Source organism: Bacillus cereus group sp. MYBK227-1 (assembly GCF_051916325.1).
Lineage (GTDB): Bacteria > Bacillota > Bacilli > Bacillales > Bacillaceae_G > Bacillus_A > Bacillus_A cereus.
On record NZ_JBQAGK010000007.1, the window covers coordinates 45,984 to 63,909 of the forward strand.

Consider the following 17,926-nt stretch of genomic DNA (forward strand, 5'->3'; position numbering starts at 1 on the left):
ATATCACACGTCTGTTATTTTGTCTAAAATATTAAGATTTTATAATTTTGAAGTTTAATGGATCCTTTACTAATTAATTTGAATTCCATGTTTGAATTTTCTTGTTATTAAGGGTAATACTGGTTGATTTATAGTAAACTATGTAAGTCTGTTTTTTGTTTTAATTCGTTTTTTATATTGAGTGCCCCATTTTGGGGCCTTTTTTTATTAAAAAGAAAAGATATCTTTTATAAACTCATCTCTTATGTAATTTAATTAGAAAAATAATAGTGTCATATAGAAAATATTTAGATAAGAAATTCAAAACCTTTGTAGATTAATGGTACTCCCACCCCTAAAGTGGCGGTTAACTAGTGTCATTGGGATTCTCGCTACCAAAGGAGGAGATCATTTCTGGTATTGTTGACGTGCAAGATTTAGGTGTGCGATCATCATTATCACGACAGAGCGTATAGGTTCGGGTTCTGATGTTTTAGCGTCTTGTTCTTGACGACACATATTATTTTCAAGGAAAACAATGTTGTTTTTAAGGTTTGTACTTGTCTATAGTTTTATATATAACCAAAACATAACTGTTTTTCTATGAAAAAGTGATCCTTTTACCCAATGCTTGAACTACTCACCACTTAAAGTCCTAACGGCCTGTTTGAAGTGGGAGATTCCTGCGAACACCGATGTATCCACCGGTTATCTTAGCAGGCTCTGCCCGTAGTCCCTACGGTGAAAACAAAAGTATCTTGTACGTTGACTCACCACGCTTGCTACTTTAGCTTGTTTTTCGCAACTTCAGCAAACGTGGGGCGAAAGAATGTTGAAGATTTTACGGTTGCAACGTTTTTCTGCAACCAACCTCATACCTTCAGTTTTCAAAGAGCAATCTGTACAAGTATATGGAAGCAAACATGTTGGCTTATGCCAACCGACATTCATCTCCCACCTAAAATTGGTGTTTCACACCTTCACATTTTTGAGGAAGGAGTCCTCTGTCGGAAAACGATTAAGTCCAATATAAGCTTTCCTATATCGCAAAACTTGAAATCAAACTAGTATTTTGAAGCGTTCTCAAAACATAAAAGATAAATAAAAGGTGGTTTATTATGAAATATATAGGGGTTACTCGTAAAATAGATCGATTAGGACGTATTATTATTCCAAAGGAGATAAGAAATAATTTAGGTATTATAGAAAAAGATTCAATAGAGATATTTGTGGAGGGGGATAAGATTATTCTACAGAAATACACAAATTATAATACATGTCTCATTACGGGTGATATTTCAAAAAGAAATATTTTATTTGCAAATGGAAATATTGTTCTGAGTCCAGAAAGTATCCAATGTTTAATTGATCTGCTCCAAAAATACTTAATGAAATAATAGATAGTTATTATTTTATTGCGGCCTTTAAGGCTGTAATTTGAGTTTCACCCTTAACTTATGGATTATGACTCATATATGTAGACATTTCGGAAGCTTTAAACCTAATAAAACCTTAAAAAACACATTTTTACTCCTATTACAAGTGCGTTTGTAATAGGAGTAATGTTATATATACATCAATTAATTGACACTTCTGCATCTAGAGGGTACAAGATAACTAATGTTAGTGGAATTCTTGTTACCAAAGGAACAAGTATATAATTCTTACTCCTTACGTTGACAAATTGAATTGATATTTAATACATAGAAATCATTTTTTGTATTCATCATTATAATTCCTTAAAATTATAACGGCTAGCGTGTATTTATATGAGAAGTTAATTAATATACTTCTTTATTCCTCCACTATGTTTCAAATGCATCATTTACTCCTTTTGAAAAAGAAACGAAAACTAAGTAAATATAAAGCGGTCTATATCATAAAAACGGACGAAAATCTCATTGATATGAGAAGAAAACAGTCTTTGATATATTGGGTGTCGGGTACAATTATTTCGTTACTCATAATCATATAGATTAATTTAAAAATAAAATCTGTTAGGATTTTATTTGATATGCCAATCTTTAGAAAGCTGATATCAATTCTTTAGAAAACAGAAAAAATCTAAATGATATGGTGACCCAGGTAGGCATTTACTATATCTTAGGTTGATGGGCAGGACTCTATGTACTATTAATGCAGAAAATCATATACATAAAATTCATAATAAATAAATTTTAACTTCACCCAAAATACAGATTACTGGTATACGATAAAACTATCCTAATATGAACAATAAAAATTCTTAATATAACAACATTCCATGAAGGTTATATCTATTTAATTAAATAAAAATTGGAAGAGAGGATAATTTATGAAGAAATTTTCGTGTGAAAATGCAAAAAATCAAGTTTCCGAAGAAGACGTTGAACTATTAAAAGTAATGGCGCATCCAGTACGTCTAAAAATTATAGTTGAGTTAACCGAGAATATAACATTAAACGTAACACAGTTAGTAGAAATTCTAAATATACCACAATCTACTACATCCCAACATCTGTCTAAATTAAAAAGAAACGTCTTAAGCGCGGAAAAAAAGGGAACAGAGGTATACTATTACATTCGAAATTCAAAAGTTAAAAAAATAGTAGCAATACTACAGCATACTCAATATTAATGTAGGGATAAATCTAAGAAATAAAGAAATCAATCTTCTAACCGTAGGAACTACGTGGATATCATATCTATGCATAGGAATTTCCCACTCCAAACAGTCTGTTAGGATATTAAATGAAGATTAGTTTTTAAATTAGAGATCAAGCTAACAAAATACCCCCTTCAAAATAAAAAAGTTAGCTATTCATTATGTAGAATCATAAGAAAGAATAGCTTTTGGGCACTAGAATAAATACTTGGAAATTCGAGGTAATATTAACAACAGTTTGGTGGTGTTCGCAATGAAAGAAACAGCTTTATTGGTAATGAGGATAATGGAATTAAAGGATTCATACACTAGAGGGCATAGTGAACGTGTAGCAAATTATGCTACTATTCTTGCTAGAGAAACAAATGAATATGATGATAATTCTTTAAAACAATTTCATTTTATTTGTTTATTACATGATATAGGGAAAATAGGTATTCCTGATGAAATTTTAAAGAAGCCGTCTTCTCTCACAGAAGACGAATATAATCTTATTAAGGCACACCCACAATTAGGCTCGGAAGTTTTCAAAAATATATCTTTAATAAAAGGTGGTGAAGACATAATTCTTTCTCATCATGAAAGATGGGATGGAAATGGTTATCCTCAAAAATTAAAAGGAAATCAAATAGCATTATGCGCAAGAATTGTTGCGATCGCAGACGCATTCGACGCAATGACTTCTTCAAGAGCATATCGTCCGGTTCTATCTCCTGAAGAAGCTTATAAACGGATCATAAAAGGATCCGGTACACAATTTGATCCATCTATAGTAGAGATTTTTAAAAAGGTATTTCCCTTATGGAAAAACATGGTCCCGAGGTCTTTTAGTTAAAAGTTCATGCCTCAGATTAATTCATATTAAAATTAAAAAAGGTATTTTTTCATATATGAATAACTTTTTAGTAAATTAAGTCCTTTTCTCAGTTCTTCATTCTCACGATAGAACTTTTCATTTTATATTGAGTATTACCATATCGTTATCAAGCTAATAAAAATAAATACTGCTAAAATTAAAAAATACGCTATTCTCTCTATAGAAACATAGAAAAGGATGGCGTTTTTCATGTCTGTTTGTGTGTCTAACGAATTAAGACTATTTACTCAAGAGATGTAAAGTTTTTCATCGCTAAATATCTTACTGGATTTTACTAGAGATGTTGTTATTGTACGGTGAACGAGTAAGTACCAAGCAAAAGATTTAGTATTTTTATGCGTATTTTTATTTTAAATGCAAAGGGATTGGAGATATACAATTACATTCAAAATCCTAAAGCCAATTAAATCATAGAAATACTAAAACATAGCCAATAGAAAAACTACTTACCATTTAACTGTTCGAGAGATTGTTAAATAGTGAGTAGTTTTTCTATTTGATCAAAAAAATAAAGAATTATTTGTGAAAAACTCCCAAAATTAATATGTTGTATTTTAGTCAATATATATTTTGCCACTATACAATTAAAATTTTAAATTTCGAATATTAAATGCATCATATATATTTAAAGTAATAATATTCTCAATCACAGTCAGAGTATATTAACACAAGTAATATTTAGTTGAAGGAGGGTATTTAGTGAAAAATGAAATCACTAAAGGTTGTATAATAACATCACTTATTTTTGGGGCAGCTGTTTCTACCAATGTTTTCTTAACTCCTGTAGTTCTTCAGGCTGAAACTCAACAAGAACGAACGGATATTTCTCCATCTTTACAGCAATTAGGTGTACACTCTAAGTTAATACAAGCACATATAGATCAAGTTTTGACAACTCCTAATATAGAATTGGAGGAAATCCCAGTTTTAAATACAAATCAATCCTTAATTAAACAGGATATGAAAGAATGGTCATCGAAGATTTCTCCAAATTTATTTCTATTAAATTCAAAGAATAAAGGATTTGTAACTAAATTTAATAACTATTATTCAACATTAAAAGGATTTGTGGATAATAAAAAAGATAAAGAAGGATTTGTAGATAGACTAGAAGTCCTTCAAGAAATGACTATTACGAACCAAGAAAACTTGCAACGTCAGATTAATGAATTAACAGATTTTAAATTACAGCTTGATAAAAAAATTGAAAATCTTGATACCAATGTAAAAAAAGGGCATGAGGCACTAGTATCAGATGGAACAAAAAAAATAGACCAGATAGAAAATGAATTAATGAATACTAAAAAATCAATTCAAAATAATTTACAAGGAATAGCACTTTTACCAGGAGCTTTAAATGAGCAAGGGTTAAAGGTATTCCAAGAAGTCTATCATCTATCAAAAGATATCATTGAACCAGCTACTCAAACAGCAGTAGCAGCGTATAACAAAGGGAAAGAAATAAACAACTCCATTGTTGAAGCAGTGAAGAAAGCCGCGAAAGAAGCGAAAGAACAAGGTAAATCTGAATTAGAGATTGAAGCTGCCAAAAAAGAAGCACGTGAAGCAATTGAAAAAAGCAAAAAAGGTGAAATGGCTGCAGCTGCGGCTGCAGAAACGCAGGAGTATGACCTTATGAAAGCAGTTGATCCTGAAAAAATCAAAAACACACTTAGTACTTTTGCTAAAATTAACAAACTAACGGCAGATCAGCAGGCTCATTTAAATGATTTAGCGGAACAAAACCAAAAGTTATATGACTTAACAAAGAAACTAACAATTGCAGATTTACAAAAATCAATGATTCTTTTTATGCAAAATGACTTACATACATTTGCAGATCAAGTGAATTTAGAACTTGATCTAATGAAACGCTATAAAGAAGATTTGAATCTAATCAAAAACAGTATTACAACTTTATCTACTAATGTTGATACTACTAACCAGGCATCTCAAAAAGATACATTAAGACGATTAAAAAATATTACAAGTTACCTTGGTGAACAAGTTGATAAGTTTTAATTTTATGAAGCTTATAAAAACTACAGAAGAATTATAAGAATCTATTGAAGAATAGGGAGGATAATTAATATGATGAAATTTCCATTTAAGGTCATAACATTGGCTACATTGGCAACGGTTATAACGACTACTAATGGTAGCGCTATTCATGCACTTGCACAAGAACAAACTGCACAAAAACAAACTGCACAAGAACAGAAAACAGAAAATTATATGTTAGGGCCTGAAGGGCTAAAGAAAGCGTTGGCTGAAACCGGCTCTCATATTCTTGTAATGGATTTGTACGCAAAAACAATGATCAAACAACCAAATGTAAATTTATCAAATATTGATTTAGGTTCAGGAGGAGCAGAATTAGTCAAAAACATTCACCTAAATCAGGAATTGTCACGAATCAATGCGAATTTCTGGTTAGATACAGCGAAACCAAGCATTCAAAAGACGGCACGTAATATTGTAAATTATGATGAAAAATTTCAAAATTATTACAATACGCTAGTGGATACTGTAAAAAAGAAAGATAAGGAGGGCCTCAAAGAAGGTCTAGGTGATTTAATCGGTACAATTCGTACAAATTCAAAAGAAGTTACGGAAGTCATAAAGGTGTTACAGGATTTCAAATCAAAGCTGTATACAAATTCTACAAATTTTAAAAAAAATGTTGGTGGCCCAGATGGGAAAGGTGGACTAACGGCAATATTAGCAGGACAACAAGCTACAATCCCACAACTTCAAGCTGAAATTGAGCAACTCCTTTCTACTCAGAAAAAACATTTTGACGATGTATTGGCATGGTCAATTGGCGGTGGGCTAGGCGCAACTATTTTAGCTATTGGAGCTATTGGAGGAGCAGTACTAATTGTTGTGACTGGCGGTACGGCGACAGCAGCTGTTGTCGGTGGCCTTTCGGCTCTTGGTGCAGCTGGAATTGGTTTAGGAACAGCAGCAGGGGTTGAGGCAACTAATCATATGAACTCCTATAACGAAATTTCAAATAAAATTGGAGAGTTAAGTATGAAAGCTGATCGTGCTAAACAAGCAGTTATTTCACTTGCTAGCACAAAAGACACTTTGACATACTTGTATCAAACAGTGGATCAAGCAATTATGTCTCTGACAAATATTCAGCAACAATGGAATACGATGGGAGCAAATTATAAAGATTTATATGATAATATCGATCAAATGCAAGAACATAAACTAACTTTAATACCGGACGATTTAAAGGCTGCTAAACAAAGTTGGAATGATATTCATAAGGATGCAGAATTCATTTCAAAAGACATTGCTTTTAAACAAGAAAAATCAAACTGAAAATAAATATCAGGAGGAATTAAGGTGAAAAAAAAAATCCCTTGTAAACTACTTGCTGTATCGACGTTTTTCACACTGACAACAACGCCTGTAGTTTCCCCAGCAGCTGCTTTTGCAAGTGAAAGTGAAAATAAAGTAGAACAAACAAGTACTAAAGATATGTCTCTTTCTGTAAACAATGAAAAGATGAAAAAGGCTTTGCAAGATGCTGGGGTATTTGCAAAGTCCATGAATGATTACTCTTATTTGTTAATTAATAATCCGGATGTTAACTTTGAAGGAATTGATATTAAAGGATATGCAAATCTGCCTAGTCAAATTATACAAGATCAAAAAAAGGCAAGAGAGCATGCTACGAAATGGGATTCACACATAAAAAAACAACTTTTAGATACACTAACGGGGATTGTAGAGTATGATACTAAATTCGACAATTATTATGACACATTAGTAGAAGCAATTAATGAAGGGGATGCAGATACATTAAAAGAAGGCATTACAGATTTACAAGGTGAGATTAAACAAAATCAAGTATATACAAAAAAATTAATACAAGAACTAGCTAAGTTAAGAGATAATATTGGAGAAGATGTCCGAGCATTTGCCGGTCATAAAGATATCTTGCAATCTATTTTAAAAAACCAAGCATCTGGAATAGATGAGGATCAAAAACGCCTAGATGATCTTTCAGAGCAAATAAGACATTTTAAACAAGTAGAATCGGATGGAATAATAACTGTATTAGTCCCTACACCTCCTACTTGGATTTCTGGTGGTATAATGATAGGGGTAGCAAGAGATAATTTAGGTACGTTAGAGCCGTTATTAGCACAATTATGTCAAACTATAGATTATAAAGTAACGCTAAATCGTGTAGTTGGTGTTGCGTATAATAATATTAATGAAATGCACGATGCTATTGGATCAGCCATTAATGCTCTTACCTATATGTCAGCACAATGGCATGATTTAGATTCTCAATATTCAGGAGTACTTAATCATATTGATAAAGCATCCCAAAAGGCAGATCAAAATAAATTTAAATTTTTAAAACCTAACCTAAATGCAGCGAAAGATAGTTGGAAAACATTAAAAACAGATGCATTTACTTTAAAAGAAGGAATAAAGATATTAAAGATATCTTCTAAAAATAAAGCGCAAGTATAAAGACTATAATATATGAGTATTTAGAAGCACTTAGTCCCAAGAGTAATAAAACAACCTCTAAGTATACATATTTATTTTATCGTTTTCCGACAGAAGACTCCTTCCTCAAAAATGTGAAGGTGTGAAACACGAATTTTAGGTGGGAGATGAATGTCAGTTGGCATAAGCCAACATGTTTGCTACCATATACTTGTACAGATTGCTCTTTGAAAACTGAAGATATGAGGTTGGTTGCAGAAGAACGTTGCAACCGTAAAATCTTCAACGTTCTTCGCCCCACGTTTGCTGAAGTTGCGAAAACCAAGCTAAAGTAGGAAGCGTGGTGAGTCAACGTACAAGATACTTTTGTTTTCACCGTAGGGACTACGGGCAGAGCCTGCTAAGATAACCGGTGGATACATCGGTGTTCGCAGGAATCTCCCACTTCAAACAGTCCGTAAGGACATTAAGTGGTGAGTAGTTCAACGTAAACTAATTTTAAATTAACTTCCTACACTTAAATATTTTAAGCTAATTGAGAGAGTAAGAATTTCTTATTTAAGAGAAGAGATATGATAAAAGAGCAGTATATTCTATATATCGTGTGTAAATGGGCATGTTATTATCCTTTTCTTCTTTTTATTCGGAAGAAAAGGATAAGGTGTGTATAACAATAGAACAAAATCATTCAATAAGCATTAGCGGACATTAGGAACCTGTTCTATAAAGAACCGGGTTCCTTTTCTGTCTTTATATATTTATTTCTTTAGAAAGAATAAATAAATATTGTCCTACTATATTAATATGTCTAGGATCTAATAGTGAAAGTCTAGTAATATGATCATTATTAATAGCATAATCACGATTTCAGAGTAATTTTTGCACAGATCCTATATATCGGGTATACCATACTACAATTGTATTTACTACTAAACCTGAAGTTTTCCCGATAGCGTTGTTGAAGTTCTCTACGTTTTCCTTAAAATTTTATATAATATGCTTTTTCTATTCCAATTAATTTTTAAGCCAGAAGTAGATCAGTTATTACCATAATATTGAATATATATAATGCTTCTATATTATTAATGTTTTTATCTGTATTTGGGAAAATTGAACTACCCCCACTTTCACTTCGTTTAGAAGTGAGGGATTCCTAAGTAAAGAGTTCTATCGAACTCTAATTGATTAGGCTAACCCCGCAGTCCTTGCGGTTAGAAGCCTTATCGCTTCATTCTTTAGATTGATACTTGCGTTAATATCCCTATCATGGTGTGTACGACAAGAAGGACAGTCCCATTCACGTAGGTTTAGATTTTTAACGTCTTTATTTTGATATCCACAACACGAACATAATTGGCTGGAAGCAAATGTTTTCGATACGACAATGACTTGTTTGCCATACCATTTTGCTTTGTATTCTAACATGGATCGAAATTGCAACCAAGATACCTCACTAATTGCTTTTGCTAACTTATGATTCTTTAACATATTCGATACTTGCAAATCCTCTATACCGATAACATCGTGGTTTTTGATGATTTCAGTTGAAATTTTGTCCAAGTAATCTTTTCTAGCATTTGATATGTATTCATGAATTCTAGCTACCTTTACTCGTTGATTATTCCAGCGAGAAGATCCTTTCATTCTTCTAGAAAGAACACGCTGTGCTTTCGCCAATTTCTCTTCTAATGATCGGAAAAACTTCGGATTTTCATAGTGTGTTCCATCTGACAGAATAGCGAAATCTTTTAGTCCTACATCTATTCCAATGTAAGAATGTGTTTTCGGAAGTTCTTGTACTTCTGTTTCAACTAATAGTGACACAAAATATCTACCAGAAGGGTTCCGTCTAACTGTAGCAATTACAATACGCCCCTCTACTTCGCGACTTTTGGCAAATCGAACAAGGCCTAGTTTTGGCAACTTTATTTTGTTCCCTACAACGGCAATGTTTTCATTTGTTTGTTTTGTGGTATAAGATTGTACGTTGTTCTTCTTAGATTTAAAGCGCGGTGCGCTGTTTTGTTTTTTGAAAAAGCGTGTATACGCATCCGCAAGGTTGCGAACAGACGACTGAATCGCAATACTATCCACTTCTTTTAGCCAAACAAACTCTTTCTTCATGGCAGGAAGTTTGGCAGAACATGTACCATATGTTAAACCTTTCCCAGTTTCTTTATATGCGTGATCCCATAGGGATAGGAAATGATTGAATACAAAGCGAGAACAACCTATCGTTTTGTTAATTAGAATTGCTTGTGCTTGATTTGGATAGATACGAAACTTATAGGCTTTATTAATTATCATTTGATTCACCTCCATTTCGGTATATGACTATTATATACCAAACGTACATTCGATGGATAGTGAAGTAACACTTTATGTATGTCGAACAATTAAGATGGCTTCTTGCCATCCCTTGTTCGAAGCCAATTCATCTCCCACCTACTCACTTCGCATTCCTTGAGGAAGGAGTCTTCTTGGCTAAAATGATAAAAAGAGCAAGTTTACTGGTTTCGAACTTATAGGGGGCACGTAGCTAAAAGTACAAAATTGTACGTTTAGACATAATGTCATGTTTTGTACAGAAAATCCTATGTTATTGAACAGGGTATAACACACAATTATATCAACGTTTTATGCCATTATTTTGTTCATAAACCCATTTCGAAATAAATGTCTACATTAAGCTATAGCTTTTATGTTTCTGGACATAACGAAAATTCGATTACATCAAGGTTATAGGCTCTTAGCGTACAATTTTTCACTGTGGCCCCATGTACAAAAGAAAAGACACCCTAAGGTGTCTTCCTTCAACCTGAACCACTTTAATTTTAATAACATCATTTTACAATCACAAATATATCTTTAATCTTTCATATAATATTTTATCATTTTTTTCAGTTAATTGCATGTAACTAGAGAAAAATATGCTATTTCTTGTAAATTCCTTTTCTCCATACCCACTCAATAGGACCATAACGGAAATATTTACTCCAAATTTTGCTGAACATAATTTGTACAAAAATAATTAAAAGCCCAAAGATACATAGTTGCCAGTAATATACGTGTGAGACATCTTTAAAGCACCACGAAAGAATGACAAGCGTAAGTATGCTTTGAGTGATGTAATTCGTTAAAGCATACTGGCCAACGTTCATAAAGGGGTGCAAGCATTCTATATATTTTTTATTCTCACAAATTCTCAGCAGAGTACAAATATAGAATATAGCTAGCATTTTCCCTCCAAATAGAATCCATAGTTGTACATCCTGAGAGTAATAGACATCTGTTTTTATAAAGTAGTAGATAATAGGATAAGAGAAAAGGCATGAGATACATAACGAACTCAACTGTAAAAATCTAATTTTCTTTATTAATTCCGGTACCCTTTTAAAAATATTTTTCATACCAGCCCATAACCCTATTAAAAATAAGCCTATATATTCCGGAATTCCTATTAGTAGTTGCTGGAATTCCTGAGTCATTAGAAAGAAAAGACGTGCTTTTACTTGATGAGAATAATGTATAAATAGATTTACAGTGTGATTGGTAGTGTTACCTGTGAACATATATTGATAGTAATTTGGTACTTCAGGAATAGAAGAACTTGCTCGTAAAAATACAATAATATGTAATACATAACTAACCGTTAGGAAACTACAACCAGTTATAAAAATAAGCTTAGTAGATCGCTTATAAAAGAACAATAGAATAAATCCAGCTATAGCATACGCATGTAGAATATCTCCATACCATAGAAAGGTGAAGTGGAGTAAACCGAAGACTAGTAAAATACATAGTCTCCGGGTAAATAGCTTGTACATATGATATCCTTTTGCTTCTGTATTTTTCATAAAGATATAAAATCCTACTCCAAATAAGAATGCGAAAATAGTGTAGAACTTAGCTTGTATAAACAAATCTACTAAAAAACGAATCGTTTTATCTGTACCGGTGTAACCTGCCTGATTAAAGGGATCTAGTCCTGTCATAGTGGGTAGATTCGCAAATAGGATACATAGTATGGCGATACCTCTTATTATGTCTAACGAATGAATCCGGACGTTTTGTTGCATGTTAATTCTCCTTTCTTACAAAGAAAAACGAGCACTATACTAGCTAGCGCTCGAATTACGTCTTGCAAAGAATCCATCATAGGTAGCAGATGAAACAGCTCCTTCTAAACGTTCAACTTCTTCACCTCTGTTATAAGCTACAACAACTGGAGTACCTGGAATGTCGAACTCTTGAAAGGCACTTTGATTTTCTGGTGTAGAGATATCAATACGATAAATGGTTCTATCATGCTTTTTTGACATACGATTGATATCTGGTGCAGCTTTTTTACAAAAATGACAGGTTGGTTGATAGTAATACGCAATGAACTCTTCATGGGATTGTATTTTTTCCTTTAATTCTTCTTTTGAAATATCTTTTATATTCTCAGGTGATCCTTTTACATCTGCAGCAGATACAATTGTTTTTTCTGGTGTTATAGTTTCTGTTTTGACTGATTCATTCTTAGTTAAAGTAAAGATCGCGATACATGCAACGCATAAAGTTGTGATAACTGCTCCAATTTTGTAGACTTTTTTCATAGTAAATTCCTCCTTAAAATAAAAAAAAGGACAAACCTCGCCCGAGTTAACAGGGCGTAAGGTTTGTCCTTCACGCTACGTACAATAGAGTATAAACAATGGAAACAAATTTTCTATCTCTATAATACCATAAGATTTATATAGAATGCTATAAGAATTTTAAAAGAAAAATATAGTAACAACTTAATTGTAAAATTTCATGTACCAGATTAAATATTAAAAACAATAAACAGTACAACAAGGGGATTCTCTGTGATGTATCCAACTGAAAGGGACACTGTCCTCCTCCAATAAGCATAAAATCATTTAACAAACACATCTCAAAAAGTGTGTGTACTTATGAAGTGTGTCTTAATTACATTTTGATACCTTTTGAAGTAAAGAATTTACTATATCTAAAGGTGTACCTTTTGGAACTGAAAGAAAGTCTATATTATGGGGTACTATATTTTTTTTGGGAATTATTTCTCAACTCAGAGTTGTATTAATAATTTACATTTTCTGTTATTATCAAATGGCATTATTGATTTTAAACAATTCAATTAAAGAGGAGTGGGTAAATCAATGACATTCAAAGTTGGTACGAAGTATATGTTTAAAAATAAAAACAGTAGAAAATATCTAGACATAGAGGGAAACCAAACAGGTAATAATGCTAACGTTCAACAATATGAATATCTCGCAGATGCACCTTCTGAAAGATTTTTTCTTCATCCATTAGATAACAATTATTATGCAATGATTAATCTAAACAGCGGTAAAGTTATAGATATAGCAGGAAATCAAACAGGTAATAATGCTAATATTCAACAATTTGAGTGGCTTGGCGATGCACCTTCTGAATACTGGTACTTTCATCGTGAAGCGGATGGACATTATGTTATTGAATCAAAGCATAGTGGAAAGGTTTTAGACATAGCAGGAAACCAAACGGGTAATAATGCTAACGTTCAACAATATGAATACCTCACAGATGCACCTTCTGAAAGATTTGCTGCTGAAGAAGATGGGAGCGTCTCTCTCCCATCAATAAATACACAACCATTACCACTTGTACCAGAATATGAAACGATTAATGATCAACTTCCAAAAGAAACCGAACGTGTAGTAACAGCCTTTACAATAGTTCCGTCTATCTCAGTAAAAGATCCACATTATGGCGAAGATACAGCTAGACAAATAAAAGAAAATCCATATTACATGGTTGTGAAAAAACAATGGTGGAAAAAACAAGAATCATATGTTTTAGCTCCTAGTGAAAGATATGATTTTGTATCAACAACTGGTATAAGAGTAACTGATCAAGAAACAGCAACAAAGACAGTAAGTTGGAGTATTGGTGCTGACATGGGCTTTAGTTTTAAAGGATTCTCAATGGGAATGTCTTCTCAATATTCACAGGAGTTACAGACCTCAATAAGTCATACAACAGAACAATTAAAAGAAGAAACACATGAGCACCACGTAACAAATCCATTTTCAGAGTGAATGGCATATTCTAGATATATATTAACGACAGAATATTGTGTCCAAAGAAAAAATGGTACAATCGTAAATTCTCCTTGGACAATGACTGACAAGACAAATGCGCATGCTGTAACTTTCCCAAAATCTACAGGGAATTTATTGAATGAAAGTACAAAGCAAATATCAAAAACTAAAAGTTTAAACTAAATAGGTATTTTGAAAAACACCTGATTCTATACATTGAATCAGGTGTTTTTTCGGATGCAATACCTTTTAATTACATATTTGCAGTGAAATAGTAGGGACATGAGGAATTAAAAGTCATATGAAATTCTTGTGCATGGGGAAGCGCCCAATATCTATAGAACATGATTTGTTTTCAAACTTTTCTAGAATGTATTTCTATCATTTTTAACTTGCTGTTCCATAGTCCAAGGTATAGGGACGTTCTAGTGCAGGCTAAACATGATAAGTGTGAATTTTACGGGTATGAACTGCTTATTATATTTAGACATTCAAATAATGTTCAAAAAATATGTGGGGTGATTACAATGAGAAAGAAAAAAACTAGCAAACCAAGTAAGAATTTTAGCAGAATGAGAGAAAGGAAGGTAAAGAACAAGAGGGATGATCTAAATAAATCTAGGATTTCACTCAAGCTTGGAAACAATAGCTCACTTGAGTGGGAAAAATGGACAAGATTTAGTCTGAAGGCTTGTTTATTCAATGCTTCAGTACATATTGTCATGCAAGTAGTAATTACGTTAATGAAATATTTTCTATTAAGTTAAAAAAAGAACCCTATATAGGGTTTTTCTATATTCACTAATTTGTTGGGGATTTTATATAATAAAAGAAATTATAAATTTTAATGGGGAAGGTGAACATTTATGTTTGTAGAAGATAGAATAGTTGATTCAAATATAGAAAATGATGCTAAGTTGTGGCGTTTTATGGATTTTACTAAGTTAGTTAGTATATTAAATACCAATTCATTATATTTTCGTAGATCTGATAAATTTAAAGATGTATTTGAAGGGCGTATATTCGGTTTAGAAGAGAAACATAGACGTTTAGAGAGCATGGAAATTAGTGGAGAAAGAGATAAAATAATAAAAGCAAGTGAAAATTACTTGAAAGATACACATAAGTTTTCGGATTTTGAAAGAGAACATGTTTTTATAAATTGTTGGCACTTGAATGAATATGAATCAGCTGCAATGTGGGATTTATATTCAGAGAGTGGTCAAGGGGTAGCGATTCAAACTACTTTTGGAAGAATGAAACAGAGCTTATTGAATTGTGAGAAGGATATACATATTGGAAAAGTGAAATACATAGACCATAAATTGGAAAGGAATTTTTATGGAAATACGCTTCGTCCATTCTATACAAAGAGACTATCATTTAAACACGAAGAGGAAGTTAGGTTAGTCTATAATGCTCTTGATGATAGAGAAATGTCATTGGATATATTAAAATATCGTAATGTTTTTGGAGTAAATATGAAAGTGAATCTTTTTGATTTAATTGAACGTGTTTATGTTTCTCCTGATGCAGAACCTTGGTTTGTAGATATAGTGAAAGCAATACTTGAAAAGTTCAATGTAGATGTAGAGGTAATTCATTCAGATTTGTATGAAATAAATTAGAGTATTCATAAGGATGACTATGACATCTGTAATACTAAAAGGAGCAAACTAATTTGCTCCTTTTTACATGAATTCCACATAAAATTTTGTGTCTATAATTCCAAAAGCAACTTTGCATGGAAACGGGTTTTTTCCTGCTGAAGCAGAACTCATACATGAAAGTACCCAATATTCCAGTTCTAACGGTAAGCGGTATATTTGAAGACTACCATCATGGTTTTTTACTGTTACAATCGGTGCATTTACCCTGGTTGTAGCAAAACCATCCGTTGTTATCATTGGTACTGCATCATTAGCTTGAAAACCAGCACTTAATACCTCGTAAATTACTCCGTCTTTCTCATTAATAATCATAGGTATATTTAGAAAGGGATAGCTATTAATATTATTATGAATAATTGCTCCTGCGGCGTTCTTTCTTATCTGATTCCCTTGCATTTTTACACTCCTTTAAATGATCTAAACTTAATAACATCAATTTATGCTATTTAACATCTATTATATTAGAGAATTGCAGTTTCATCTTGTTATAAAAAGCATCGGTACATACAACAGCGCTATTTGAAGGGGCAATATCAACAACGGTCATATAACTAGAGAGCAAATAGCCATCCTCATAATATGTGATCATTATTTCTTCTTCAGATACTAAGGAACATAATAACATATTTTCAATTCGTTCTTTTTCTTCAGTTGTTAAAATCGGACGGGTAACTTTGTGTTGTTCCCTAATGATTTCACGTATCCCATCAAATTGGGGTGTTAATGCTGCGAACGGAGCCCATTTCACCATTCCGCGCCCCTTTGGCATATTAGCGTTGCTCATTTTTTGTGTCCTCCTATCAGTGTGTTTCTATATCTAGCTGTGGCGCTATGCGTGTAGGAAACTCCCCGCAATATGCTGTTCTTTCCAAACCTTGTGCGTATTTCATCCATTACTTTTGTTAATTTTACTTCTTGTTCTCGCTGCGTTATGTTATCAAAAAGAGAAATTTGTTCTTCTCCTTCTTGAAGGAGGTTTGTTAAGGATATGTTTATGCTGCGAATGGGTTCGCCAGTATATTGTTGATGTAAAAAGTATGTACAGATCTTATAAATATCCATTGTTAGGTTAGTTGGACGACTTAAAGTATGTGTTTTTCTAATACCACCGTTATAAGTCTTGCTATAACCGACTGAAAAATGAACGGTTTGAGCAAGTTTATTTTGTCTTCTAAGCCGATAACAAACTTCTTCAATATGTTCCAGTAAAATAATCGGAAATTCTTCTATTGTGTAATCGCGCATGAGTATTTGGCTTTTCCCAACAGAAGTTGTGGCAGGAACATATTTTTCTGAAATGCGACTAAAGTCAATTCCGTAGCTATGTAAGTGTAATTCTTCTCCAATCTTACCGAAGCTCTGTTTTAAATATTTAAGAGGGTAATTGGCTAAATCTCCTATAGAATGTATTCCTTTTCGATTCAACTTTTCTTCCGTTTTGTACGAGATGCCCCAAAATGTATTAAGCGGTCGTATGCTCCATAATTTTGTTGGGACATCTTCATATTTCCAATAAGCAATGCCATTTTGATTCTTCTTTGCTTCAATATCTAAAGCTACTTTGCTCATTAAAGGGTTAGGGCCAATCCCTATTGTGCATTCGATTCGTGTTTTCGCATATATTTCACGTTTAAATTTCAATGCGAATTCATAGGGATCGTTAGCAAACAAATGAATACTATCCGTAATATCCATGAAGAACTCATCGATGGAATATTGGTGAAAATCCTCAATAGGAACGTACTGCAAAGCTAATTTTGTTATGTAATTAGAGCATTTAATATATGTTCCCATAATCGGATTTACAACAAGAATGTCTTTTCTGCGAGGAATCTCGTATAATCTGGCCATCTTCTTTACACCCAATGCTTTTAATGGTGGAGTGGCAGCTAGAACGATTGAACCGTTTCTATTTACATCACCGACTACTGCCAATTTTGTATACATAGGATCTAACCCCATTTTGATGCAACTTACTGAAGCATAAAAGCTACGTAAATCAACACATAAGATGATTCTATTCGGTAAGATAGAATAGTCATACACTGTTATTCCTCCCTAAATCAAAAGAACGTTTGTTCTTATTATATACGAACTTGCGTTCTTTTATAAGAGTTTTTGTATAAAAATAATTTTTTGCATAAAGAAAAGACACTCTTATATGAGTGTCTTTCAGATATTC

General features: G+C 32.6%; 13 protein-coding genes and 2 pseudogenes. 9 read left to right on the forward strand and 6 right to left on the reverse strand.

The annotated features are described in order from the left end of the window. The first annotated feature begins 1,097 nt into the window (after positions 1–1,097). The 7 genes and pseudogenes from ACTFRM_RS24520 (at position 1,098) to hblA (ending at position 8,003) form a co-directional block, all read left to right on the forward strand. On the forward strand, positions 1,098–1,376 hold the full coding sequence (locus ACTFRM_RS24520) for an AbrB/MazE/SpoVT family DNA-binding domain-containing protein (RefSeq protein ID WP_000873927.1): 279 nt from the start codon (positions 1,098–1,100) through the stop codon (positions 1,374–1,376). A 241-nt stretch (positions 1,377–1,617) separates the two neighbouring features. Further along, a pseudogene (locus tag ACTFRM_RS24525) lies at positions 1,618–1,959 on the forward strand (IS4 family transposase); the annotation flags it as partial. A 334-nt stretch (positions 1,960–2,293) separates the two neighbouring features. Then, a complete protein-coding gene (locus ACTFRM_RS24530; protein ID WP_000714555.1) occupies positions 2,294–2,596 on the forward strand; it encodes an ArsR/SmtB family transcription factor in 303 nt (100 codons plus the stop codon). A gap of 280 nt (positions 2,597–2,876) precedes the next feature. Beyond that, a pseudogene (locus ACTFRM_RS24535) lies at positions 2,877–3,458 on the forward strand (HD-GYP domain-containing protein); the annotation flags it as partial. A 741-nt stretch (positions 3,459–4,199) separates the two neighbouring features. After that, entirely contained in the window at positions 4,200–5,522 is a 1,323-nt protein-coding gene (locus ACTFRM_RS24540) for an HBL/NHE enterotoxin family protein (RefSeq protein WP_440021203.1), read from the forward strand. A gap of 69 nt (positions 5,523–5,591) precedes the next feature. Next, a complete protein-coding gene (gene hblD, locus ACTFRM_RS24545) occupies positions 5,592–6,836 on the forward strand; it encodes a hemolysin BL lytic component L1 (protein ID WP_440043649.1) in 1,245 nt (414 codons plus the stop codon). Positions 6,837–6,860: 24 nt separating this feature from the next. Beyond that, positions 6,861–8,003 carry a hemolysin BL binding component B gene (gene hblA / locus ACTFRM_RS24550; protein ID WP_440043650.1) on the forward strand — a complete coding sequence of 381 codons (1,143 nt, stop codon included), beginning with the start codon at positions 6,861–6,863 and terminating at the stop codon, positions 8,001–8,003. A gap of 1,164 nt (positions 8,004–9,167) precedes the next feature. Here the strand turns inward: hblA and tnpB are convergent. The 3 genes from tnpB to ACTFRM_RS24565 all read right to left on the reverse strand — a co-directional run bounded on the left by tnpB (position 9,168) and on the right by ACTFRM_RS24565 (position 12,583). Then, positions 9,168–10,289 (reverse strand): IS200/IS605 family element RNA-guided endonuclease TnpB, encoded by a 1,122-nt coding sequence (gene tnpB, locus ACTFRM_RS24555; protein ID WP_440043651.1) that lies wholly within the window; start codon positions 10,287–10,289, stop codon positions 9,168–9,170. A 626-nt stretch (positions 10,290–10,915) separates the two neighbouring features. Then, positions 10,916–12,061, reverse strand: coding sequence for a DUF418 domain-containing protein (locus ACTFRM_RS24560; RefSeq protein WP_440043653.1), 1,146 nt, complete (start codon positions 12,059–12,061; stop codon positions 10,916–10,918). A 39-nt stretch (positions 12,062–12,100) separates the two neighbouring features. Further along, positions 12,101–12,583, reverse strand: a complete 483-nt coding sequence (locus ACTFRM_RS24565) for a thioredoxin family protein (RefSeq protein ID WP_440043654.1) — start codon at positions 12,581–12,583, stop codon at positions 12,101–12,103. Between the two features lie 564 nt (positions 12,584–13,147). On the opposite strand from ACTFRM_RS24565, the gene ACTFRM_RS24570 reads away from it, so the two are divergent. Further along, positions 13,148–14,071 (forward strand): RICIN domain-containing protein, encoded by a 924-nt coding sequence (locus ACTFRM_RS24570; protein WP_440043655.1) that lies wholly within the window; start codon positions 13,148–13,150, stop codon positions 14,069–14,071. Positions 14,072–14,940: 869 nt separating this feature from the next. Beyond that, positions 14,941–15,702, forward strand: coding sequence for a DUF2971 domain-containing protein (locus ACTFRM_RS24575; protein ID WP_440043656.1), 762 nt, complete (start codon positions 14,941–14,943; stop codon positions 15,700–15,702). Between the two features lie 63 nt (positions 15,703–15,765). On the opposite strand, the gene ACTFRM_RS24580 is transcribed toward ACTFRM_RS24575, so the two are convergent. The 3 genes from ACTFRM_RS24580 to ACTFRM_RS24590 are packed head-to-tail and all read right to left on the reverse strand — an operon-like array spanning position 15,766 to position 17,790. Further along, on the reverse strand, positions 15,766–16,140 hold the full coding sequence (locus ACTFRM_RS24580; protein ID WP_440043657.1) for a hypothetical protein: 375 nt from the start codon (positions 16,138–16,140) through the stop codon (positions 15,766–15,768). A gap of 46 nt (positions 16,141–16,186) precedes the next feature. Continuing rightward, positions 16,187–16,528, reverse strand: a complete 342-nt coding sequence (locus ACTFRM_RS24585; RefSeq protein WP_440043659.1) for a YolD-like family protein — start codon at positions 16,526–16,528, stop codon at positions 16,187–16,189. Then, positions 16,525–17,790, reverse strand: a complete 1,266-nt coding sequence (locus ACTFRM_RS24590; RefSeq protein WP_440043660.1) for a Y-family DNA polymerase — start codon at positions 17,788–17,790, stop codon at positions 16,525–16,527. Before ACTFRM_RS24590 ends, ACTFRM_RS24585 begins: the two co-directional genes overlap by 4 nt. Positions 17,791–17,926 lie beyond the last annotated feature (136 nt).